Raw genomic sequence first — 22474 nt, 5'->3', positions numbered from 1 at the left:
ACAAGGACTTTGTGGTGTCACTTAAAATAAGGACCAGGCCATGCGCGCATTGGCTGCATTGAGTCGTTTTGTCGGCAACACTTTTGCCTACTGGGTACTGATTTTCGCCGTCGCGGCCTTCCTGCAACCGGCGTGGTTCATCGGCCTTAAAGGCGCCATCGTCCCGCTTCTGGGGCTGGTGATGTTCGGCATGGGCCTGACCCTCAAACTCGAAGACTTCGCCGAAGTCGCGCGCCATCCGTGGCGGGTGGCCCTGGGCGTCGTCGCACATTTCGTGATCATGCCCGGTGTGGCGTGGTTGCTCTGCCAGGCGTTCCATTTGCCGCCGGAAATTGCCGTCGGCGTGATTCTCGTCGGCTGCTGCCCGAGCGGCACGTCCTCGAACGTGATGACCTGGCTGGCGCGCGGGGATCTGGCGCTGTCAGTGGCAATCGCCGCCGTCACCACCCTCCTCGCTCCACTGCTGACCCCGGCGCTGATCTGGCTGCTGGCCTCGGCCTGGTTGCCGGTGTCGTTCATGGAGCTGTTCTGGTCGATCCTGCAAGTGGTGCTGCTGCCGATCGTGCTCGGCGTGATTGCCCAGCGCGTGCTCGGTGCACGGGTTCGCCACGCGGTGGATGTGTTGCCGCTGGTTTCGGTGGTGAGCATCGTGATCATCGTCACGGCGGTCGTTGCGGCTAGCCAGGCGAAAATCGCCGAATCCGGCCTGCTGATCATGGCGGTGGTGATGCTGCACAACAGTTTCGGCTATTTGCTCGGCTACTTCACCGGGCGCCTGTTCAAACTGCCACTGGCCCAGCGCAAATCCCTGGCGCTGGAAGTCGGCATGCAGAACTCCGGCCTGGGTGCGGCGCTGGCCAGTGCACACTTCTCGCCGCTGGCGGCGGTGCCCAGCGCGCTGTTCAGCGTGTGGCACAACATTTCCGGGGCGCTGCTTTCGACGTATTTCCGCCGGATGAGCGAGAAAAAGGATCGGGAAACGGCGGCTCGGCAGGCAACGGAATAAGCCGCCAACTTGATCCCCGGCTTAATGATGGGCACTCTATTGCACAACGCGAGGACGACCTCGCGGCTCGATCGAATCATTAATCAGGGGACGACCCCGTCAATCGATGGAGGTCTGTCATGTCCTGGATCATTCTGTTTTTCGCCGGCCTGTTTGAAGTGGGCTGGGCGGTCGGCCTGAAATACACCGATGGCTTCAGCCGCCCTCTTCCCACCGCATTGACGGTTGCCGCCATGGCCATCAGCCTTGGCCTTCTCGGTCTGGCCATGAAGGAATTACCCCTGGGCACCGCCTATGCGATCTGGACGGGCGTGGGTGCTGTCGGCACGGTCATCGCCGGGATTATTCTGTTCGGCGAGTCCATGGCGCTGTTCAGGCTCGCCAGCGTGGCGTTGATCATTGCCGGGCTGATCGGGTTGAAAGTCAGCGCCTAGTTCACCTGTAACCCATACTAAAAAGCCCGCTCCCCTGGCGATAACCGGGGGAGCGGGCTTTTTTCATTGGCCTGAAAACGGATCAGCTTTCCGCCAGCACCATGCGTTCACGCGCAACAGGAGTCTTTTCCGCAGGCTCCAGTTGCATGCACCGTTCCAGAAACAGGAACATGTAGTCGTAGCTTTTGCACACTGCCTGACGCAGCTCCATCTGAAGGGACTTGCTCGGGTTCAACCCCGCCAGCGTGCAGATGATTTCCAGCGCTTCCCACGGGTGGGCGTCATCGTATTGGGCGTGCATCTTCAACCACTTCATGGCCCGCTTGCGGTCTTCCTCGGGAAACGCGGCCGCATAGACGCCACTGGAACAGACCAGCGCCGACCATTCACCGGTCGCGCCTTCAATGGCGTAGTTGGTGGCAGCAATGGCAACGATCAGCGAATCCGCCGAACTGGTGTGCCAGCACCAGTGGCTCAACGCATGCAGCTCAGGGGCCACCTGTTGCGCCTGCAGATCTTCCAGGCTGACACCGTGCGCGCGGCTCCAGTGCACCCAGTAATCGGCGTGGTTCAATTCCACTCGAATATTACGCATCAACCAGCGGCGCGCCATGTCCTCGCCTGGATGGCGGGCAAAGCGGGTCTTGGTCAGGTTTTGCGCCATGTATAACGCGAATTGCTCGACCACCGGCCATCCACCAATCAGGTAGTGACGCATGGTCTTGGCGCTGAGCTTGTTGTCTCGCATGCGCCGATACAATTCGTGTTCGACAACCCGGCGTTTACTCTCGCTGCAATCCTTGATGAGCTGTTGAGCCCACGCTGGATAACTTGCAGCTTCCATGAGGGGTCCGGTTCTGTTGAATGAGTCGATCACTGTCGGGTTCCTTTTGATTGTGATTGTAAGGATCAGCAAGAGATTTCAACGGAACGTGCCAGGCGCCTTGAACAACAAGGGTTGAGGCCTGGCAGGACGACTTTGCAAACTATCGCAGGTAAACAGATGAGGCCGCTCAATCACGTACCCTTGAGCGTAATCCACCCCGATCTCCAGCAATGCCTGCTCGATCTGAGGCGTTTCAACAAACTCGGCAATCGTTCGCTTACCCATGACATGACCGATGTGATTGATCACCTCGACCATGGCACGGTTAATCGGGTCGTCCAGCATATCCTTTACGAAACTCCCGTCGATCTTCAGGAAGTCTACAGGCAAATGTTTCAAGTACGCGAATGAGGACATTCCGGCACAAAAGTCATCCAATGAAAAGTGACAGCCTAAGCCTTTGAGTTCATTAATAAATCGGATTGCACTCCCCAGATTGGAAATCGCGCTGGTTTCAGTGATTTCAAAACAAATCATTTCAGGAGGTATCGAATATGTAATGAATTGCTGGCGCAGGAAGTCGAGGAACGCCTCATCTCCGATGGTTGTGCCTGACAGATTGATCGCACACATCGCCAATGGGCCTTTACGTTCCTCGGCCATGCACTGGGCAATGATCTTGAACACATTCTGCACAACCCAACGATCAAGGGACGTCATCAAGCCATACCGTTCCGCGGCCGGAATAAAACTGTCGGGCAAAATCATGCGCCCGGCCTCGTCGTGCAGGCGCAACAGAATTTCGATGTGTCCGCCGCCCTTCTCGACATGACCCAGCGCTGCGATTTCCTGCGCGTACAGACAAAAGCGGTCTTCCTCCAGCGCCATGTGCAAGCGCTGGACCCAGGCCATTTCACCAAAACGCAGGGACAGTTCCGAGTCGTCGGCGTGATAGACCTGAACCCGGTTGCGGCCTTTTTCCTTGGCCATGTAGCAGGCCATATCGGCGGCGCGCAGGGATGTTTCGAGGGTGGTCGGTTGCTGGGTGACATGCACCAACCCGATGCTCACGGTGGTCACGAACGGTCGGCCTTTCCACACGAAGTGCAGATTCTGCACGGTCTGGCGCAAGCCCTCGGCGATTTTCTCCGCCGCTTCCGGCGAACAGTTTTCCAGCAGAATGCCGAATTCGTCGCCGCCCAAGCGGGCCAAGGTATCGCCTTCGCGCAATCCCGATTGCAACAGTGCGCAGATATGCCGCAGCAGCTCATCGCCCGCGGCATGACCGCAGGTATCGTTGACCAGTTTGAATTGATCCAGATCGAGGAACATCAGGGCATGCCGACCCGGCTGCCGGGTCAGATTGTGCAGCACCTGTTCCAGGCGATATTCGAATTCGCGGCGGTTGGCGAGTCCGGTCAAGGCGTCGTGGGTCGCCTGCCAGGATAGATTGGCGATGTACTGCCGCTCCTGGGTCATGTCATGCAGGACCAACACGGTGCCACTGACCTTGCCGGCGTTACGGATGGGCGCACCCACCAGCGTGACCGACACCGTGCTGCCGTCCAGGCGCTGAATCAGTTTGGAATGTTCGCTGCCGCCGGTGAGCTGGCCGCTGAGGATATGCTCGATCAGCGTGAAGCCATCGGACTGGGCATTTTCGTCCAGCAGATTGAACAGCGCTGCCAGGGGTAAACCGGTCGCCTGTTCGGCTTTCCAGTGCGTCAACGCCTCGGCCGCCGGATTCATGTAGGCAATGTCGCCCGCCACATCCGTGGTGATCACCCCGTCGCCAATCGATTGCAGGGTGATCTGCGCCCGTTCTTTTTCCAGTTGCAGCGCATCGGCGAAGGCATGGCGTTGCTTGAGCAGTTTGTGCGTGCGCATCAGGGCCAGTGCAATCAGGCCCAACGCGGTGGCGAGGTTGGTCACCAGCAGCAGACGCAGAATGACCCGCGACCCCTCCCCCAAGGCATCGCTGAACGCTTTGGCTGCGGGGGTGACTTCATCGTTGATCGCGAAAATCTGTTCCTTCCAGCGTTGAATGTCTGCGTGAGAGGCCGGGCTGGTGGCGAGGTGCTGGTGCATGTCCCGCGCAACATCATCGAGCTTGACCAGGTAGAAGTCACCCACGGTCCAGAGGTCGATGGCTTTTTCAAGGTAGGTGAAATGACGGAAGTTGAGGTACAGCCAGATCAGGCTGGAAACGTCGTCCCGGTGATTGCCACCCTTGATAATCGCCGCGCGTGCCGCCTCGATGTTCGGCGGTTGATGATCCAGCGCCAAACGCAACTCGTGACCGCCCTGAGGCACGGCAATGGCGTTCTGGTACTTGCGAAAAATCCCTTCGTCGCCGTTGTCGGCATAGAGATTGAGGTAATAGATCGCGTCTTTCTGGCCCTTGGACCACAGGCTTTCACCGGCAACGTAGCCACGGACCGCCGAAAGAACATACAGGCTGACGCCGCCCAACAAAGCCTGAAACAGCACGACGGCAATAAATGGCCAGACGATGCCCAACAACCGTGGCGTTCCGAGAGTCCGCGTTTGATTCATGAGATCCCTTGCATTAGCACTGCTTGATCGTCTTCCGGACGAAATCGCTAAGGCTAGCCTAGGATGCGTTATCGCTCTAGGCAAGCCGGCAAAGCGTGTACTCGAAAGCAGCATGGTAACAGTGTCGCGAGACAGCGCCGGACGATCGTGCACACACGTTTGAACAGACCTTGCACGTGCCCCACCGTTCACTCGTCGTGCTTCGTCGAGACAGCCTAAATCTGCTGCAAATGCCCATACAGTTTGGCGTACAAACCACCCTCGGCAATCAACTGCTGATGATCGCCATCCTCGGCAATTTGCCCGCCATCGAACACCAGCACCCGGTCGGCCTGCTTCACCGCAGACAACCGGTGCGCGATGATCAGCGTGGTGCGGTGGCTCAGAAACCGCGCCAACGCCTGGTGCAGGTTGTATTCGGTGGCGGCATCCAGCGCCGAGGTGGCCTCGTCGAGGATCACCACTTTCGGCTCGGCCAGCACCATCCGCGCAATGGCCAGGCGTTGCCGCTGGCCGCCGGACAAGCGCACGCCGGAACGCCCGACGATGCTGTCCAGGCCGTTGGGCAACTCGCGAATCGTCGCGTGCAGTTGCGCGATTTCCAGCGCCTGCCAGCAAGCCTCGTCGCTACGTTTGCGGCCCATGGTCAGGTTGGCCCTTACGGTGTCATTGAACAGCGCCGGATGCTGCAGGACCACGGCGACATTTTCCCGCACGGTTTCCAGACCGATCTCTTGCTGGGTCGAACCACCGAAGCGAATCGTCCCGGCCTGCGGCGTGTACAAACCCAGCAGCAACTGCACCAGCGTGCTTTTACCGCCACCGCTGGCGCCGACGATCGCGACTTTTTCACCCGGCGCAATCGACAGGTCCAGCTGATTCAGCACCAGTTCGTCGCCGTAGCCGAAACTCAAACCCCGGACTTCGATACCCACGGTTTCGCGACCAATGAACGGGTCGACACCGCCGGGATACTCCGGCTCATCAGCCCTGGCCAGCAACTCATTGATCCGCGACAGCGCGCCACCGGCGGCATAGTAGGCGTACTGCAGGTTGAGCAGTTGTTCCACCGGGCCGATCATGAACCACAGGTAGCTGAACACCGCGAGCATTTGGCCGATGGACAGGTCGGAAAACAGCACCGTGAGCATCGCGGCGGCGCGGAAAATATCGATACCGAACTGGAACAGTAAACCGCTGGCCCGGTTCGAGGCATCGGTTTTCCACTGTGAAGTCACCGCGTAATCGCGAACCTCTTTTGCCCGTAAGCCGAGGCGCCCGAGGAAATAACCCTGACGGTTGCCCGCACGCACTTCCTGGATGGAATCGAGGGTTTCGGTCAACGCCTGCGTGAAGCGCGAGGTGCTGTCGTTCTCGAGCTTCTTCAGGTGTTTGACCCGCTTGCCCAACAGCACCGTGGCGTAGATCACCAGCGGATTGAACAGCATGATCAGCAGCGCCAGTTTCCAGTGCATCCAGATCAGGATGCTCGCAGTACCGACCAGGGTCAGCATGGCGACGAGGAAACGGCTGAGGGTTTCGCCGACGAATTTGTCCACGGTGTCCAGGTCAGTGACCAGGTGCGTGGTCACCGTGCCGCTGCCCAGGCTTTCGTATTCCCCCAGCGAGATGCGCTTGAGCCGCTCGATCAACCGGGTGCGAATGCGGTACACGATGTCCTTGGCCAGCGCCGCGAACAACTTGGCCTGCACCACGTTGAACAACAGGGCGCCGCAGCGCAGGGTCAAGGTCACCACCAGCATCAGGCCAATGTAGCCCGCCGCTTTTTGCCAGTGTTCCGGCAGCGCGTGGTTCATCACCTTCAGCGCGGAATCGCCATGGCCCAGCAGCACTTCGTCTACCAGCAATGGCAGGAGCAAAGGGATCGGCACGCTGCACAAGGTCGCCAGCACAGCCACGCCGTTGGCGATCCACAGGGCTTTCTTGTGATGCAGGGCCAGGCGGCGAATTTCCGCCCAGCTCAGTCGGTCGATGCGTGCAGCGGCTGGGGGGTTATCGGGCAGATCAGGCACAGGCAGCGCGCTCCAGCCAACGGCCTAGCAGCGGTGACAGTTCGCTTAGAGGCTGATACCCATTGGTCAACAGGGCCAGTTGGCCATCACGTTCAGCCAGCAAGGTCGGGAAACCGGCAATGCCCAGATCCTGTACCCAGGTGAAGTCGGCCGCGGTGGCGGCATGTTGATCGGCGCGGTCGAACGCGGCAGCGAACTCGATGCGCGGCAGACCGGCCTGCTCCGCCAGCTCTACGAGGACGCTGGCGTGGGTGACATCGCGACCTTCGGCATAAAAAGCACGCTGGATCAAACCGAGCAGTTTCCACGCGCAATCCGGTGCGAGGCTGCGTGCGGTCACCAACGCCCGACAGGCGGGCTCGGTGTCGTAGACGAAGCCTTCGGGCAACGCACCTTCGGTCTTGAACGGTTGCCCTGTGGCCTCGGTCACTGCCTGCCAATGTTCAAGAATGTAGCGCCGGGTGGTCGGCTCCAGCGCCGAACCGCTGCCAGTGCGCAATCCACCCACCACCAGATGCACGTCGACACCCGCCGCCTGCGCCTGTTCGACCAGCGCATTGGCCACCGGCGCAAAGCCCCAGCACCAGGAACACATCGGGTCCATCACATAGAGCAGGCGGCGTGCAGACATGGTTCAAGCCTCGGAAGGAGTTTGCTTGTAGTTGTAGCCAATTGGGTGAGGCATGTTGCGGGCCTTGGCCAGTTCGATCTGCTTTTGTCGATCAATGGCGCTGCGGCGAGTCTTCTCGCTCAGCTTATCCCAGCAATGTGGGCAGCTGATGCCGGCCACATAGTGCTCGGACGCGCGGTCTTCGACGCTTACGGGGGTGCGACAGGCATGACACTGGTCGTAGTCGCCTTCACTGAGGTCATGACGCACAGTCACGCGGTTATCGAACACGAAACAGTCGCCCTGCCACTTGGTTTCTGCCTGCGGCACCTCTTCGAGGTACTTCAGGATGCCGCCCTTCAGGTGATAGACCTCATCGAAGCCCTGGCTGAGCATGTAGCTCGAAGCCTTTTCGCACCGAATGCCACCGGTACAGAACATCGCGACTTTCTTGTGCACCGCCGGGTCGAAATGGGCTTTGATGTAATCGGGAAACTCGCGAAAACTGGTGGTCTTGGGATCGATGGCGCCTTCGAAGGTGCCGATCGCGACCTCGTAGTCGTTGCGGGTGTCGATCAACAGCACTTGCGGATCGCTGATCAGCGCGTTCCAGTTCTCCGGATCAACGTAGGTGCCGACCTTTTTGTTTGGGTCCACGCCTTCGATGCCGAGGGTGACGATTTCTTTCTTGAGTTTCACTTTGGTGCGATAGAACGGCTGATCGTCGCAGTAAGACTCTTTGTGGTCGATGTCGTCCATGCGCGGGTCGTTCTTGAGCCAGGCCATCAGCCCGTCGATGCCTTCACGCGTGCCGGAGACGGTGCCGTTGATGCCTTCTTCGGCGATCAGCAGCGTGCCTTTGATGCCGTTGTCGACCATCGCCTGCAGCAGGGGCTCGCGCAGGTCGACGTAGTTTTCCAGAGTGACGAACTTATAAAGTGCCGCCACGACAATCTGTTGTGTCATGGGTGATTCTCCAGGTGGCTACCCTCGTAAGGGGTGAACCGGATGCAAAAAAAAACGCGCCGGGTAAGCGGCGCGTTGCGGAGTTTAGCAAAAAAAGGCAGCGGCAAGCGGCAAGCTTCAAACGGCAAGTCGGGAACGCGATACCTCCAACTTGCAGCTTGCAGCTTACAGCCGATTCCGCTGCTTCTCTCCGCCAGCACAGGTCGGCGAGGCCGGGGCCGCGTCGATCTCTGCCCATTCCCGCGGTGTGTAGGTATGCAGCGCCAACGCATGGAACTCGCCCATCAGCTCGCCGAGCGTGCCGTAGACTTTCTGGTGACGCTTGACGCGGTTGAGCCCTTCGAACTGCTGACTGACCACCACGGCTTTGTAATGGGTTTGCAACCCGCGACTGTGCATATGGCTTTCATCCAGCACTTGCAGGTGCTCAGGCTGTAACAGGCCCAGCGTCGATTCGATGCGTTGTTGCATGGTCATACCGAAGCTCCGTTTAAGGCTTTTTCTTGACTGCAGGAGCAGCGGCGCCAGCCTTCGGGTCCAGTTCGTTGGTCATGTCAGCCAACAGCTTGTTGACCACTGGCACGGCGCTTTCGAGCTTGGCCTGCGTCATCTGGGCCGATTGCTGGGTCAGCTGCGGCATTTTTTCCAGGACTTTCTTGCCCAGTGGCGACTGGTAAAACGCTACCAGGTCCTTGAGTTCGGATTCGCTGAAGTTGGTGGTGTACAGCTTGACCATGTCGGGCTTCAGCTTGTTCCAGCCAATGGCTTGGTCCAGAGCGGCGTTGGCTTTGGCCTGGTAGGTTTCCAGCAAGGCTTTTTTCGATTCAGGGGCTTTGGTCTGTTCAAAGCGCTGAGCGAACATTTGCTGCACTTGCATGTACACCGGAGTGCCCAATTTGTCAGCGTGCGCCAGGGTCAGGAAAGCTTCGGCACTGGCGTTGTGGCTGGCGGTATCGGCAAAAACAGGGCCGCTGGCGCAAACCAGTGCAACCGCGGTACAGATGGCACGAAGACGAGTCATCGAGTTTCCTTTTCTAGCAGGCGAGGTAAAACCCCAAGGGCGTCCATTCTGCGCCTAAAAAACTGTGTCACTCAACCCCAAGCCTTACAGGGCCTGAATTAGAGGGGTTGAACGGTCAAATTCCAGACTGATGGAACCACCCGGAGTCATCAGGGCCTAAACTGCGCTATCAGACCTACAGGAGTGTGCACGATGAGCCGTATCGAAACCGACAGCCTCGGCCAGGTTGATGTCCCGGATGAAGCCTACTGGGGCGCTCAGACGCAACGCTCGCTGATCAACTTCGCCATTGGCAACGAGCGGATGCCGCTGGCGGTGCTGCATGCCCTGGCGCTGATCAAGAAAGCCGCGGCGCGGGTCAATGACCGCAACGGCGACCTGCCCGCCGACATCGCCCGGCTGATCGAACAGGCCGCCGACGAAGTGCTCGACGGCAGCCACGACGACCAGTTCCCGCTGGTGGTGTGGCAGACCGGCAGCGGCACCCAGAGCAACATGAACGTCAATGAAGTGATCGCCGGACGGGCCAATGAGCTGGCCGGTAACCCGCGTGGCGGCAAGACGCCGGTGCACCCCAACGATCACGTCAACCGCTCCCAGAGCTCGAACGACTGCTTCCCGACCGCCATGCACATCGCGACGGTCCAGGCCGTGCAGCAACAATTGCTGCCGGCGATCGGTGAATTGTCGGGCGGGCTGGCGGAGTTGGCCGCGCGCCATATGAAGCTGGTCAAGACCGGTCGCACCCACATGATGGACGCCACGCCAATCACCTTTGGCCAGGAGCTCTCGGCCTTCATCGCCCAGCTTGATTACGCCGAACGGGCGATTCGCAGCGCGCTGCCAGCGGTCTGTGAGCTGGCCCAGGGCGGCACCGCCGTCGGCACCGGCCTGAATTCGCCGCATGGTTTTGGCGAAGCGATTGCGGCCGAACTGGCGGCGCTGTCCGGCCTGCCGTTTGTTACTGCGCCGAACAAGTTTGCTGCTTTGGCGGGTCATGAGCCGCTGACCACCTTGTCCGGCGCGCTGAAAACCCTCGCGGTCACCCTGATGAAAATCGCCAACGACCTGCGCCTGCTGGGCTCCGGGCCGCGCGCCGGTTTTGCGGAAGTGAAACTGCCGGCCAACGAACCCGGCAGCTCGATCATGCCCGGCAAGGTCAACCCGACCCAGTGCGAAGCGCTGTCGATGCTCGCGTGCCAGGTCTTGGGCAACGATGTGGCGATCGGATTTGCCGCGAGCCAGGGTCATCTGCAATTGAACGTGTTCAAACCGGTGATCATCCACAACCTGCTGCAATCGATCCGATTGCTCGGCGATGGCTGCAGCAACTTCCAGCAGCATTGCATTGCCGGCCTGGAGCCGGATGCGGCGAAAATGGCGGAACATCTGGAGCGTGGCTTGATGCTGGTGACGGCGCTGAATCCGCACATCGGCTATGACAAGTCAGCGGAAATTGCCAAGAAGGCGTATGCCGAAGGGTTGACGTTGCGCGAGGCGGCGTTGCAGCTGGGCTACCTGACGGACGCAGAGTTTGATGCGTGGGTGAGGCCGGAGAATATGATCGAGGCCGGCGCCAAGGGTTAGGGCTTGTAGCGCCTGACCCTCCGTCATCGCGAGCAGGCTCGCTCACACCTGGAACTGCGCACGCGGTCAAGTGTGGGAGTGAGCCTGCTCGCGATGAACGATAACGCGGTCTAACCGGCCGCCATCCGCACCCGACGGGCTCTGAGCCCTGCAATGAGCGAAGGCCCCAACGCCACCAGCGCCGACCCCAACACCACCAACACCGCCCCGCCATATCCGAGCCCATTGATCGTCTCGGCATGCACATAGTCCGGCCACCACCAGGCTGCCATGGCCACCGCCGCGAAGGTCACCAGGGGCGTAATCGCCAGCGTCGCACTCACCCGCGACGCTTCCCAATGCGCCAGCGCTTCGGCAAATGCGCCATAGGCAATCAGCGTGTTCATGCAGCAAGCCAGCAGCAACCAACCTTGCAGCGGCGTCAGTTGCAACGCTTCCAGCGGATGCACCCACGGGGTCAGCAACAGACCGCAGAACAGATAGATCACCATCATGACCTGCAGCGAGTTCCACACCGTGAGCAATTGCTTCTGCCCCAACGCGTAGAAGGTCCAGACTGTGGAAGCCAGCAACACCAGCAGCACGCCCGCGGTGTAATCGGTCAGCGAGGTCAGCAATTCAGCCAGACGCTGGTTGAAAAACAGCCCGAATCCGATCAGCAACACCAGCAGGCCAATCCCCTGCCCCACGCTGAAACGTTCCTTGAACACAAACAGACTGGCGATCAGCAGCATGATCGGCCCCATCTGCACCACCAGTTGCGCGGTGCCAGGGCTGAGCAGGTTCAGGCCCGTCAAATACAGCACGTAATTGCCCACCAGCCCGAGCACCGCCATCAGCACCAGCCAGCCACCGCGCGGGCCCAACACTTTGTGGCTGGGCAGGCGCCTGGTCGCTGCGAGGTAAATGAACAGGCAACTGCCGGAGACCACCAATCTAAACCAGGTCACTGTCACCGGGTCCATCACCAGCAGTACTTGCTTGAGTTTGATCGGCAGGATTCCCCACAACAACGCGGTCAACAAGGCCAGGAACAGACCGTAAACCCAGCGACCGGATGAAATGTGCATGCGTACCCCGAAGCCAGTTGGCGAGAACCGACATTCTAGGCGCAGCGGCGCCTAGCACACAGGGACAGTTGGCGAGCGGACGCAAATGAAACTGTGCGGGTCGCAGCAGTAAATTGACGAAATGCCGTCGATCAGTTGGCAAGGCGCTGTAAGCGGTTCATGCATAAGCTCACTGGATTCAGGAACCCTCAGGAAACCACCATGTACGGCATGCGTGCTCAGGACAAGGCTCCGGCCACCCGCTTCCGTTGCGCCCGACTGTGTCGGGTGAACGGGGAGTTATATTTCAGCACCCGGGAAAACACGCTGGAGGGACCGTTTGACAATCCGCAGGCGGCGGCGCGGGAGATTGAGGCGTATATCGAGCGGATGCAGCGATTGAGTGCCAGTCTTTAGACCGACGCGTTACCATCGTCGGATCGCCGCCCGGACCGGCTCACTCCCACAGTGGATCTATGTCTCGCACGTGATCCCTGTAGGAGTGAGCCTGCTCGCGATGGCGATGGAAAATTCAACACAATTCTGTGGGTTATCGCACCGCTTCAAACAACCCGGTCGCCCCCATTCCGCCGCCCACACACATGGTCACGATGCCGTAGCGCAAATCCCGCCGCTGCAACTCCCGCACCAGATGCCCGACCTGACGCGAACCGGTCATGCCAAACGGGTGACCGATGGAAATCGAGCCGCCATTAACGTTGTACTTGTTGTTATCAATTCCCAGGCGATTGCGCGCATACAGGCATTGCGAGGCAAACGCTTCGTTGAGCTCCCACAAATCAATATCCGCGACCTGCAAACCCTTGGCCTTGAGCAATTTCGGCACCGAGAACACCGGGCCGATGCCCATTTCATCAGGCTCGCAACCGGCCACGGTGAAACCACGGAAGAACGCTCTGGGCTTCAACCCCAGTTCAAGCGCTTTTTCCAGGCTCATGACCAACGTCATGGACGCGCCATCGGACAACTGCGACGAGTTGCCCGCTGTGACCGAACCGTCCTCGGCAAACACCGGTTTCAATCCCGCCAGGCTTTCCAGCGTGGTGTCGGGGCGATTGCAGTCGTCGCGATCGACAACGCCATCGAGAATCTGCACCTGGCCGGTGGCCTTGTCTTCCACGCGATACTTCACCGCCATTGGCACGATTTCGTCGTCGAACAACCCGGCAGATTGCGCGTGAGCGGTACGTTGCTGACTTTGCAGCGCATACAGGTCCTGTTCTTCGCGGCTGACGCTATAGCGCCGCGCAACGATCTCCGCTGTCTGGCCCATCGGGAAATAGATGCCTGGCACCTGTTCTTTCAGCAGCGGGTTGATCAGGTTGTCGGTGTTGACGCTTTTCATGGTCAGGCTGATGGATTCGACGCCACCGGCGACGATGATGTCGCTGCAACCGGACGCAATCTGGTTGGCGGCGATGGCAATCGCCTGCAAACCCGACGAACAGAAGCGATTGAGGGTCATGCCGGCAGTGCCGGTGCCCAGGCGTGACAGCACCGCCACGTTGCGCCCGATGTTGTAGCCCTGAGCGCCTTCGTTGGAGCCGGCGCCAACGATGCAATCCTCGACGGTGGCCGGGTCGATGCCGCTGCGTGTCAGCAATGCATTGACGCAATGAGCCGCCATGTCGTCCGGACGGGTCTGGTTGAACTTGCCGCGAAAGGACTTGGCCAGGCCAGTCCGCACGCTGTCGACGATCACCACTTCACGCATGGCATACCTCATTTTTATTGTCGGTTGAGAGTGCACCGAGCATAAGTCCAGCCTCTTCCGACCGCGACAATCATTCACCTGGCGTATGCGTCACCATTGCCTCACTTCTTGTGCTTTTTCGCTTTCTTGTCGGACTTTTCGAACGTCTGTTCCAGCGCGTGGTTGATGGTGCGCAGGACCTTGACCCGCGCCCAGCGCTTGTCATTGGCTTCCACCAGCGTCCAGGGTGAAATTTCGGTGCTGGTACGGTCGACCATGTCGCCGACCGCAGCGCGGTAGGCGTCCCACTTATCGCGGTTGCGCCAGTCGTCTTCGGTGATCTTGAAGCGTTTGAACGGAATTTCTTCCCGCGCCTGGAAACGCTCCAGCTGCGTCTGCTTATCGATGGCCAGCCAGAACTTGACCACGATCACCCCAGACTCGGAAATCTGCTCTTCGAAATCGTTGATTTCGCTGTAGGCACGCAGCCAGTCCGCCGGCGGGGCGAAGCCCTCGATGCGCTCCACCAGCACCCGGCCATACCAGGAACGATCGAACACAGTGAATTTGCCCTTGGCCGGAATGTGCCGCCAGAACCGCCACAGATAAGGTTGCGCCCGTTCTTCTTCGGTGGGCGCAGCAATCGGCACGATGTTGTATTGGCGCGGGTCGAGCGCCGCAGCCACCCGACGAATCGCGCCGCCCTTGCCGGCGGCGTCGTTGCCTTCGAACACGGCGACCAGGGCGTGCCGACGCATGCGTTTGTCGCGCATCAGGCCGGAAAAACGCGCCTGCTCGGTAATCAGTTGTTCTTCGTAATCGTCCTTATCCAGACGCTGGGTCAGGTCCAGGCTATCCAGCACATTCATTTGATCGACACTGACGGGCAACGGCGCGGCGTTGACTTTTTCCGGGTGGATCTGCGAGCGCTTCAGGGCATTTTGCAGACCTTCGAGAAGGATTTTGCCGACCGCCAGGCTGCGGTAATGCGCATCCGCGCCTTCGATTACATGCCACGGCGCGTAGTCGCGGCTGGTGCGACGCAATACGCGTTCGCCGTACTTGACGAATTTGTCGTAGGTTTGGGATTGCTGCCAGTCCAGCGGGCTGATGCGCCAACTGTGCAGCGGATCATCGGCGAGGGCTTTGAGCCGGGCCTTCATCTGCTTTTTGGACAAGTGAAACCAGAACTTGAAGATCAGCGCGCCTTCGTCACAGAGCATTTTTTCGAAACGCTCGGACTGGTTGATCGCTTGATCCAGCACGGCGTCCTTGAACACCCCATGGACTCGGGCCTGGAGCATCTGGCTGTACCAATTGCCGAAGAAAATCCCCATGCGCCCCTTGGCCGGGAGCATCCGCCAGTAGCGCCACGCCGGTGGCCGCGCCAGCTCTTCGTCGGTCTGCTGATCGAACGTGCGCACTTCGATCAAGCGCGGGTCCATCCATTCGTTGAGCAACTTCACCGTTTCGCCCTTGCCAGCGCCTTCGATGCCGTTGATCAGGATGATCACCGGGAAGCGCTTTTGCTGCTGCAGTTCGAACTGCGCCTCGAGCAACGCTTCACGCAGCGCCGGCACTTCGGCTTCGTAAGTTTCTTTGTCAATGGCGTGACCGATTTCAGCAGATTCGAACATAAGGACGGGCTCCTTCCAGAATTGAACAAAGACTAGCGGATTGACCTCACCCGCGCCGCAGAAATCCCGTAGCAGCTGCCGAAGGCTGCTGCTACAGATTATCGCTACCGCCAGGCACGGCGCTTGCGATCAGCTAGAATGCCCGCCTTGCCGTTGCCGAGCCTGCCATGAAACCTGTATTGCCCCACGCCCAGCTCGACTGGAATGACCAAGGCCTCCCGCGCTCGCGGGTGTTCGATGACGTGTATTTTTCCGACCTGTCGGGGTTGGACGAAACCCGTTACGTATTCCTCGAACAGAATGCGCTGGGTGAGCGTTTTGCCGCCCTGCCGGTGGATGGACGACTGGTGATTGGCGAAACCGGTTTTGGCACCGGGTTGAATTTTCTCTGTGCCTGGCAGTTGTTCGAGCACCACGCAATGGCCGGAGCTCGGCTGCATTTTGTCAGTGTCGAGAAGTACCCGCTGAGCGCCCCTGATTTGCAACGGGCACTGGCGTTATGGCCGGAACTCAAAGTGTTTGCCGATCAGTTGCTCGCGCAGTACGTGGCGATTCATCAAGGCTTTCAGCGGTTGGTGCTGGATAACGGTCGCGTGACGCTCACCCTGTTGATCGGCGATGCACTGGAGCAGTTGCCGCAACTGGATGCGCAGATTGATGCCTGGTTTCTCGACGGCTTCGCCCCGGCGAAAAACCCCGACATGTGGACTGCCGAACTGTTCGCCGAACTCGCTCGGCTGGCGGCGCCCGGTTCGACCATCAGCACCTTTACCAGCACCGGATGGGTTCGCCGCTTGTTGAACGCGGCAGGCTTCAAGATGAAGCGCACACCGGGCATTGGCCATAAATGGGAAATTCTGCGCGGCGTGTTCCTTGGCTGGCCTGAAGAAACCACTGCGCCAGCCGCCATCAAACCGTGGTTTGCGCGGCCGACTGCGTTGAACGGTGAGCGTCGCGCACTGGTGATCGGCGCCGGCCTGGCCGGTTGCGCGACGGCCGCGAGCCTCGCTGCACGGGGTTGGCACGTCAGCCTGCTGGAACGTCACGCGGCGCTGGCGCAAGAAGCTTCGGGCAATCCTCAGGGCGTGCTTTACCTCAAACTGTCCGCCCACGGCACGGCGCTGTCGCAGTTGATTGTCAGCGGTTTCGGGCACACCCGACGCTTGCTTGAGCAGCTGCAACGGGGCGTGGATTGGGATGATTGCGGCGTGCTGCAACTGGCGTTCAATGCCAAGGAGGCCGAGCGTCAGGCGCAATTGGCGGCGGCGTTTCCAGAAGACTTGCTGCAGATACTCGACCAGGAACAAGCCGAGTCGCGTGCCGGTATCGGCCTGCCATCGGGTGGGCTGTTTTACCCCGAGGGTGGATGGGTGCATCCGCCGGCATTGTGTCAACGGCAGGCGACTCATCCAAATATTCAGATCATGACCCATCACGATGTTGTTGAACTGCGCCGTGCAGAGGGTCAATGGCAAGCGTGGGATGGCGGAACTTTGCTGGCGACGGCACCGGTGGTGGTGCTGGCCGGCGCCGCCGAGGTCAAGCGTTTCCCCTGCAGCAGCGAACTGCCCCTCAAACGCATACGCGGACAAATCACCCGTCTGCGGCAAACGCTTGGCAGCCAGGCACTGAGCACGGTGGTGTGCGCCGAAGGATATGTCGCGCCGGCACGCCTGGGCGAACACACCCTGGGGGCCAGTTTCGATTTCAATAACGATGACCTGACACCGACGGCGGCCGAGCATGCCGGCAACTTGCAGATGCTTGAAGACATATCGCCGGACCTTCTCGCCCGGCTTGACGCGGACGCCCTGCAACCTGATGCCCTTGAAGGTCGCGCGGCATTCCGCTGCACCAGCCCGGATTACCTGCCGATTGTCGGCCCACTGGCTGACGCACAGGCATTCGCCCAGGCCTATAGCGCTCTAAGCAAAGACGCCCGGCAAACACCGGACACCCCTTGCCCTTGGCTGGACGGCTTGTACATCAACAGCGGCCACGGTTCGCGAGGTTTGATTACCGCACCGTTGTCAGGCGAATTGCTGGCTGCCTGGCTGGATGACGAACCGCTGCCAATGCCCAGAGCGGTGGCCGAGGCCTGTCATCCGAACCGTTTTGCACTACGTCGATTGATACGGGGCAAAAACTGAGGCGTTCAGTCGAACGCGAAGCAAACCTTTGACTCCTCTGCCGTGATGGCCGTGTCGGTCAGACGTTTCAACAAATCTGCCTCTGCGCTCTTCAATTCAGCGGCAATGCTGTCAGCCTGTTTCAGATACTCCGCGCCAAGCGTCACCTGGTTGTCATACGCCGTCTGCATGCGCGCGTGAAAAGGTGCGGCCAGGTCGGTGAACTGTTTGGCATATTGCTGGCGCAAAAAATCGACCCAGAATGTGCGGCTACTGAGGTCAGTCGACAGTTCAGGCGATAGCTCCGCCGCCACAACCCTGTTGTAGGCACTGTTGAGGTTCGCTGATGTCGTACGGGCTAGCGCGGCATAACGCATATGGCGGGGCTGACCGACAAGATTGAGTCTGTCGGCCAGGCCAGAGCGATAGGCCAGGTTTACCTCAATGGGATCGAGTGTTTTATCGGATTCAACCCGTTCCAAGGCAATCCTGGTGAGACAGTCCAGGCGAAACATGCGTCGCCCAAGACGTAACAGTCGAGCGGCCTGATCATGGGTATTGGCCGACAGCCGAACCACCGAATCGAGGTCTACGGCCACCTCAAGGTCACTGAAAATAGTCGCTGCAGAATCCGTGCAACGAGCTTTCTCCGCCATCGCCAGCAACTGAGTGCCCAATGCGGGGGAAGTCTGAGTCGCGTGAATCACATTCCAGACTCGTCGGGTCATGTCTTCGTGCACGAAACGGCTGTCAGCAGTGCCTCCAATGTCAGCCAGCAACTCAAAGAATTTGCTTGAATCGGGCTCGTTCTTCACTGCCTGCCAGGTGCGATTACGGCTCGCAAAGTTCTCTTCAAGCGAGTGTGGCATCCACAAGTCCCGGGCCCGTTGCTCTGTCAGCGATGTGATCTTATCGGGCAGCCGCCGCATCCCGATGCCCGTACTGTCACGGTAGGTTTCCAGCTTCGCGAGGCTCGCTGCGGATAACGGGTTGCCGGACAGGTCGATCTTCTCAGCGAATTTTGCCGGCACCCGGAACAGCCAGTCGGGCAACTCCTTGATCTGGTTATCCTTCAAATTCACGATGTCCAGATAAGGCAGGCGAGCCAGCCCGACGGGCAACTCCGTGGTGTAGGTCTCGCCCAGGAACAGGGCCCTCAGATCAAACATTTTGCTGACATCAATCGTGCCGCCCAACCGATTGCCGGTGAGTCCCAGCGTGCGCAGATTGCGCATCGCCGCCAGCTTGGGCAGCGTGTGTTCAGTCAGTTTTATCCGATTACCGTTGAGGCTCAGGTGCTCGAGGTCAGGCATAAGTGACAACATTTCAGGCAATCGTGTGAGCTGATTGCCGTCCAGCTCCAGCGTCACCAGACCTTTGAATGGCTTGAGAAAATACGCCAACTCATCGCCCATCTCCATGTGCTTGATCGAGAGACTGCGGACATGCGCCACATCCTGCTCGGTTAGCGAAGGCAGTGGCCCTGATGGATTGCGTTCCAGCGAAAGCCGGGTAACCGGCTGGCCCAGCGGCCATCGCGGATGCGCCACACGACGCCAGCAGTTTTCGAGCACATTGGCGACCTGACGACGATTGACCCGGACATCGTTGAGTGGTCCCGGCAGCTTCTTCATTTGCACCTCATCTTCGCGCCAGGTTCGCAACACGCCGCGGAATGTCCTCAATTGCTGCTCCAACTCCCTGATCCGGTTTACCCGCAATGTCAGCGTAGTGCCCGCCTCGTCGAGGAACGACGAGACCTGGGCATCGGTGAACGAGGGAAAGAGTTTTCTGACTCTACGAATCAATCCCCTCGAATAGGAGCTCGCCGCTGGAGGATCCGCCTGGACACAGTCCGGAAAATATTCCGCTGCCTCACTGCTTTCGCCCCGTAACAACCGCCCGGTCCGCGCAGAATCGCCCGCACCTGCCCTCGCCAGCCGTGCCCGTAGCGTCGAGACATCCAGCGCATCGTTGCCGGTCAGGCTCATGCGCACGCGTTGGGTGGCGGGCAATGCGTCGAGTATCGCTTGAGACAGCGATTCGCTGGTCAGCGTGGAGGACACGTTGCCAACGTTCCGAGTGACCTGAAACCCGAAAGGCTTTTTGACAATGACCCCGTGCGACAGCGCATCCGTTTTGCCCACACTGTCGAGCAGGGATCCGCTCGCTGAACCCTGGCGTACTTCCAGTCGGTAACCGTCGTCCCAGCCTTGCACCTGGTCCATCAGCCTGAGCGCCAGCGTGTCGGTGTCGGCACTGGCCAGTTGCGGGAAATGCAGCCCCGTCAGTGCACGGTCCTGCCTGATAGCCGATTGCGCTTCACTGACCTGCCGGGTGAGATCAATCCCCAGGATTTTGCGGTCATGAAGAAAACTGCGATCCCTGCCAGACGCATTCTCCAGCAACTCCTGACACACACGGGTCGGCAGGTCAGGCGCTTGCTCATGCAGCGTGGCGGCATCACCGGTAGCGGTGCCGTCATATTTTTTATATAGCCAGTCACGCAACGGTTGGCGATTGTACTTGAGGCTCGCCCCGATCTTCTTCGCCAAGCGCTGCGATTGCGACTCAGTGGTTGTGGCACCGATGATGGCCTCGACTTCGTCTGAATGGAGACCGCTGATGACCGAGTCGAGCAGTTCTCCGGCATCCAGTTGCGCCTGACTTACCGGCACGCGGTTGATGGCATCGTTGTGCAGTGCGGCCTCGGGGAAGCGTGCCACGACCCGATCTGCGTCGTCGCGCACTTCAATGAAACGATCTTCCGGCCAGCCGGGCAGCCTCGGCAGCGTATGCAATTGCTCCTGAACAAAGTCCGTATTCGCGCTCTTTGCGCGCTCCATGGTCGCAACGATATCGCTGATGGAGTTTTCGAGCCTGACGCGTTCAACACAGTCGTTCAGCCGTTGTGGCAATTTGAGGTTGGCTTCATGCATTTGATGCAGCGTGTCAGTCGACAAACCGGTGATTTCGGCAAAAGGTTCCAGGTCAATACCGAGTTCCGTCAGGCGCGGACTGGTGCGTCCCAACGCATACCCGTCGTCGCGCCATTCGTACGCGTGCTCGTAGGCATGGCGCCAGCCACCCTCTACGTTTCGCTCAACGGCGGGCTGGAAAGCGTCCGCTCGTACCGGATGGCTGATGGTCCATGGCGATGCTGCTGTGTTTTGAGTGACTCGATAGGCCGCCCCATCCATGACGATTGAAGTCAGTCCGGCATGCCGGTAGATCCCTTGCGAATCAGCTTGCACGTCGGCGGGCAGTGTCCTTGTCTGCTTGTAGGGATCAAGGTCGGGTTTCCATAACCTGGCTTTGCCGTCCGCGCGCGTGACGGCCTCGAACCCGTCAAAGAATGCCTCCTGTTCTTTCACGCTTTTGCCGAGGGCTGAAACAACTTTGCCTCCCACCGCAAATGCCGCCATTTGCGCGATATTCTCCGTAACGTTGAGCAAATGGGTCAGGGCCTCTTTGCGCTCGCCATGCGTCCAGTCGACCACCCCTTCATAGACCTCACTGACAATGTCGACAGCGGCCGCCGCCAACATCAACTGGCCGATTACCGGGACGAAAAAAGCGGCCGCGCTCAGCAGCAGCAAACCGCCATCCAGTAACAGCTGAATGGTTTTTTCCCGTTGTTGCTCGTCTACGTCTGCGCTCGGGACGACGAGCATCCGCGCATCCTTCTCGATTTTGCTGACGAATGCGCTGTAGAGAAAATAGCTCGATGAGGCATTGGCAGGCATGGCGGCGAGCGTTCCTACCATTTTGTCTTTATCGAAACGGCTGAAAAAATCGATCTTGTCGTTGCCGAGCAGGAATAGCTCGACGAAGCGTTTTCTGTAACTTGAGCTCTGCAGGTGGAGCCCGAGGTAGACCTTGAACTCATCGAGCGAAGCGTATTCATAGAAGGGTCGCCGGGGCTCATTCGGCATGTAAACCACGCACCTGGCGTCAGGCTCGATATCAATGGACAGCTTGCTGAAGACCAGCACTCCGACCAGGCAGATGTCATGGATCATCAGCCCTTGCCAGTTCACCGGCGCACCATCAAACACGGCGTCTTTGACTTGAGCGGCCGGCACATCCTGGTCGATGATCTTTAACAACGCTGGGTACGCCGCACTGCTGATGTCTTTTTTCAGGTAAGCGATGTGAGCGGCGACTCGCATGTCCAGACGCTTCAACCGGCGGATGTGGGCAGTGTTCGCGGGGGCGCCATCCGCCACACTACCTGCGGCGGGACCCGGCAAGACTTCGTGAATGTGTTGCTGATAGCGTTTGCCGAGGTCCAGTTTGCGGCAAAGATCGGCGAAGTTTGTCGGCGTGATATCGGTGCCTGACTGGACCTGCGCGTTGATTTTGATCAAGGAGTGGCTGGAAATGCCACCACGCCGCGTTTGCTCGTCAGTGAAGTTTTCCATGGCCGCGTGTAGCAGGCTGCGGGGCTTGATGTCGGTATAGCTCTCGTAACCGAACGGCAAGGTGCCAGTCCCCGCGGCGAACTTTGTGATGATCTCCAATGTGTCTCGCTCGACGTCGACTTCAACTTTCCATTTTTCCTTGAGCAACGTCGTCAGTTGCTCTTTGCAGAACCTGTCCATCGGCTTGAGCCGTGCAAGAACCATTGAGGCCTTGGCATGCAGGAGATGAGACTGCGCAAGGTCTGCATTCAGCGCCTGGACAACACTCGGTTCAGCTGCGGCCAACCAGTCTGGAATGGCCTTGCGAAGGACTTCCGCCTTGTCCAGATCACCCGCATGTTCCAGCAAGGCAGCAAGTCGATCGGAGGACGTAAATATCACCCCAGGGAGATTTTGTTGGGAGGGCAGCATGAGCAATATCCTTATTGCTTTGAGAAGGGCTCAGTCTATGAAGCCCGCCAGGCAATTGATAATTCGAATAC

Annotated in this window: 16 protein-coding genes; 5 read left to right on the top strand and 11 right to left on the bottom strand. The window is 59.4% G+C overall.

The features are described from left to right. Positions 1–40: 40 nt before the first annotated feature. Together ACYZT4_RS01590 and sugE are read left to right on the top strand one after the other, a co-directional pair. Positions 41–1006 (top strand): bile acid:sodium symporter family protein, encoded by a 966-nt coding sequence (locus tag ACYZT4_RS01590; RefSeq protein ID WP_461984724.1) that lies wholly within the window; start codon positions 41–43, stop codon positions 1004–1006. Between the two features lie 119 nt (positions 1007–1125). After that, positions 1126–1440, top strand: a complete 315-nt coding sequence (sugE, locus tag ACYZT4_RS01585; RefSeq protein ID WP_010456757.1) for a quaternary ammonium compound efflux SMR transporter SugE — start codon at positions 1126–1128, stop codon at positions 1438–1440. A gap of 82 nt (positions 1441–1522) precedes the next feature. Here the strand turns inward: sugE and ACYZT4_RS01580 are convergent, their stop codons facing one another. The 7 genes from ACYZT4_RS01580 to ACYZT4_RS01550 all read right to left on the bottom strand — a co-directional run bounded on the left by ACYZT4_RS01580 (position 1523) and on the right by ACYZT4_RS01550 (position 9452). Continuing rightward, positions 1523–2284, bottom strand: coding sequence for a TenA family transcriptional regulator (locus ACYZT4_RS01580; protein ID WP_461984722.1), 762 nt, complete (start codon positions 2282–2284; stop codon positions 1523–1525). A gap of 78 nt (positions 2285–2362) precedes the next feature. Beyond that, on the bottom strand, positions 2363–4822 hold the full coding sequence (locus ACYZT4_RS01575; protein ID WP_461984721.1) for an EAL domain-containing protein: 2460 nt from the start codon (positions 4820–4822) through the stop codon (positions 2363–2365). Positions 4823–5037: 215 nt separating this feature from the next. After that, entirely contained in the window at positions 5038–6855 is a 1818-nt protein-coding gene (locus tag ACYZT4_RS01570; RefSeq protein ID WP_461984719.1) for an ABC transporter ATP-binding protein, read from the bottom strand. Next, on the bottom strand, positions 6848–7450 hold the full coding sequence (locus ACYZT4_RS01565; RefSeq protein ID WP_461988508.1) for a DsbA family protein: 603 nt from the start codon (positions 7448–7450) through the stop codon (positions 6848–6850). Before ACYZT4_RS01565 ends, ACYZT4_RS01570 begins: the two co-directional genes overlap by 8 nt. Before the next feature lie 39 nt (positions 7451–7489). After that, the gene (gene trhO, locus ACYZT4_RS01560) at positions 7490–8431 is read right to left on the bottom strand and encodes an oxygen-dependent tRNA uridine(34) hydroxylase TrhO (RefSeq protein ID WP_461984718.1); all 942 of its coding nucleotides are present in this window, start codon (positions 8429–8431) and stop codon (positions 7490–7492) included. A 165-nt stretch (positions 8432–8596) separates the two neighbouring features. Next, positions 8597–8908 carry a BolA family protein gene (locus ACYZT4_RS01555; protein WP_461984716.1) on the bottom strand — a complete coding sequence of 104 codons (312 nt, stop codon included), beginning with the start codon at positions 8906–8908 and terminating at the stop codon, positions 8597–8599. A gap of 13 nt (positions 8909–8921) precedes the next feature. Next, positions 8922–9452, bottom strand: a complete 531-nt coding sequence (locus ACYZT4_RS01550) for a DUF2059 domain-containing protein (RefSeq protein ID WP_461984715.1) — start codon at positions 9450–9452, stop codon at positions 8922–8924. A gap of 192 nt (positions 9453–9644) precedes the next feature. Here ACYZT4_RS01550 and ACYZT4_RS01545 point away from each other — a divergent pair, with 192 nt between their 5' ends. Continuing rightward, positions 9645–11039: a class II fumarate hydratase gene (locus ACYZT4_RS01545; protein ID WP_461984713.1), complete on the top strand. Its 1395-nt coding sequence runs from the start codon at positions 9645–9647 to the stop codon at positions 11037–11039. Positions 11040–11149: 110 nt separating this feature from the next. Here ACYZT4_RS01545 and ACYZT4_RS01540 read toward each other — a convergent pair whose 3' ends face one another. Further along, a complete protein-coding gene (locus ACYZT4_RS01540; protein ID WP_461984712.1) occupies positions 11150–12109 on the bottom strand; it encodes a DMT family transporter in 960 nt (319 codons plus the stop codon). Positions 12110–12310: 201 nt separating this feature from the next. Here ACYZT4_RS01540 and ACYZT4_RS01535 point away from each other — a divergent pair, with 201 nt between their 5' ends. Further along, on the top strand, positions 12311–12505 hold the full coding sequence (locus ACYZT4_RS01535; protein WP_461984710.1) for a DUF6316 family protein: 195 nt from the start codon (positions 12311–12313) through the stop codon (positions 12503–12505). Between the two features lie 133 nt (positions 12506–12638). On the opposite strand, the gene ACYZT4_RS01530 is transcribed toward ACYZT4_RS01535, so the two are convergent. Both ACYZT4_RS01530 and pap read right to left on the bottom strand, forming a co-directional pair. After that, positions 12639–13823, bottom strand: a complete 1185-nt coding sequence (locus ACYZT4_RS01530) for a thiolase family protein (protein ID WP_461984708.1) — start codon at positions 13821–13823, stop codon at positions 12639–12641. A 101-nt stretch (positions 13824–13924) separates the two neighbouring features. Beyond that, a complete protein-coding gene (pap, locus tag ACYZT4_RS01525) occupies positions 13925–15439 on the bottom strand; it encodes a polyphosphate:AMP phosphotransferase (protein ID WP_461984706.1) in 1515 nt (504 codons plus the stop codon). A 167-nt stretch (positions 15440–15606) separates the two neighbouring features. Here pap and mnmC point away from each other — a divergent pair, with 167 nt between their 5' ends. Then, the gene (gene mnmC / locus ACYZT4_RS01520) at positions 15607–17589 is read left to right on the top strand and encodes a bifunctional tRNA (5-methylaminomethyl-2-thiouridine)(34)-methyltransferase MnmC2/FAD-dependent 5-carboxymethylaminomethyl-2-thiouridine(34) oxidoreductase MnmC1 (RefSeq protein ID WP_461984704.1); all 1983 of its coding nucleotides are present in this window, start codon (positions 15607–15609) and stop codon (positions 17587–17589) included. Positions 17590–17594: 5 nt separating this feature from the next. Here mnmC and ACYZT4_RS01515 read toward each other — a convergent pair whose 3' ends face one another. Continuing rightward, a complete protein-coding gene (locus ACYZT4_RS01515) occupies positions 17595–22403 on the bottom strand; it encodes an NEL-type E3 ubiquitin ligase domain-containing protein (protein WP_461984702.1) in 4809 nt (1602 codons plus the stop codon). Positions 22404–22474: the final 71 nt, after the last annotated feature.

This window comes from Pseudomonas sp. GB2N2 (assembly GCF_054897705.1).
This window is presented reverse-complemented; position numbering and strand designations above follow the sequence as displayed.

Excerpts from the sequence above, each read along its gene's own strand:
- ACYZT4_RS01590 (WP_461984724.1), top strand. The coding sequence starts at position 41 with ATGCGCGCATTGGCTGCATTGAGTCGTTTTGTCGGCAACACTTTTGCC.
- ACYZT4_RS01535 (WP_461984710.1), top strand. The coding sequence starts at position 12,311 with ATGTACGGCATGCGTGCTCAGGACAAGGCTCCGGCCACCCGCTTCCGT.
- ACYZT4_RS01545 (WP_461984713.1), top strand. The coding sequence starts at position 9,645 with ATGAGCCGTATCGAAACCGACAGCCTCGGCCAGGTTGATGTCCCGGAT.
- ACYZT4_RS01550 (WP_461984715.1), bottom strand. The coding sequence starts at position 9,452 with ATGACTCGTCTTCGTGCCATCTGTACCGCGGTTGCACTGGTTTGCGCC.
- ACYZT4_RS01555 (WP_461984716.1), bottom strand. The coding sequence starts at position 8,908 with ATGACCATGCAACAACGCATCGAATCGACGCTGGGCCTGTTACAGCCT.
- ACYZT4_RS01580 (WP_461984722.1), bottom strand. The coding sequence starts at position 2,284 with ATGGAAGCTGCAAGTTATCCAGCGTGGGCTCAACAGCTCATCAAGGAT.
- ACYZT4_RS01530 (WP_461984708.1), bottom strand. The coding sequence starts at position 13,823 with ATGCGTGAAGTGGTGATCGTCGACAGCGTGCGGACTGGCCTGGCCAAG.
- ACYZT4_RS01540 (WP_461984712.1), bottom strand. The coding sequence starts at position 12,109 with ATGCACATTTCATCCGGTCGCTGGGTTTACGGTCTGTTCCTGGCCTTG.
- pap (WP_461984706.1), bottom strand. The coding sequence starts at position 15,439 with ATGTTCGAATCTGCTGAAATCGGTCACGCCATTGACAAAGAAACTTAC.
- ACYZT4_RS01565 (WP_461988508.1), bottom strand. The coding sequence starts at position 7,450 with ATGTGTTCCTGGTGCTGGGGCTTTGCGCCGGTGGCCAATGCGCTGGTC.
- trhO (WP_461984718.1), bottom strand. The coding sequence starts at position 8,431 with ATGACACAACAGATTGTCGTGGCGGCACTTTATAAGTTCGTCACTCTG.
- ACYZT4_RS01575 (WP_461984721.1), bottom strand. The coding sequence starts at position 4,822 with ATGAATCAAACGCGGACTCTCGGAACGCCACGGTTGTTGGGCATCGTC.
- sugE (WP_010456757.1), top strand. The coding sequence starts at position 1,126 with ATGTCCTGGATCATTCTGTTTTTCGCCGGCCTGTTTGAAGTGGGCTGG.
- mnmC (WP_461984704.1), top strand. The coding sequence starts at position 15,607 with ATGAAACCTGTATTGCCCCACGCCCAGCTCGACTGGAATGACCAAGGC.
- ACYZT4_RS01515 (WP_461984702.1), bottom strand. The coding sequence starts at position 22,403 with ATGCTGCCCTCCCAACAAAATCTCCCTGGGGTGATATTTACGTCCTCC.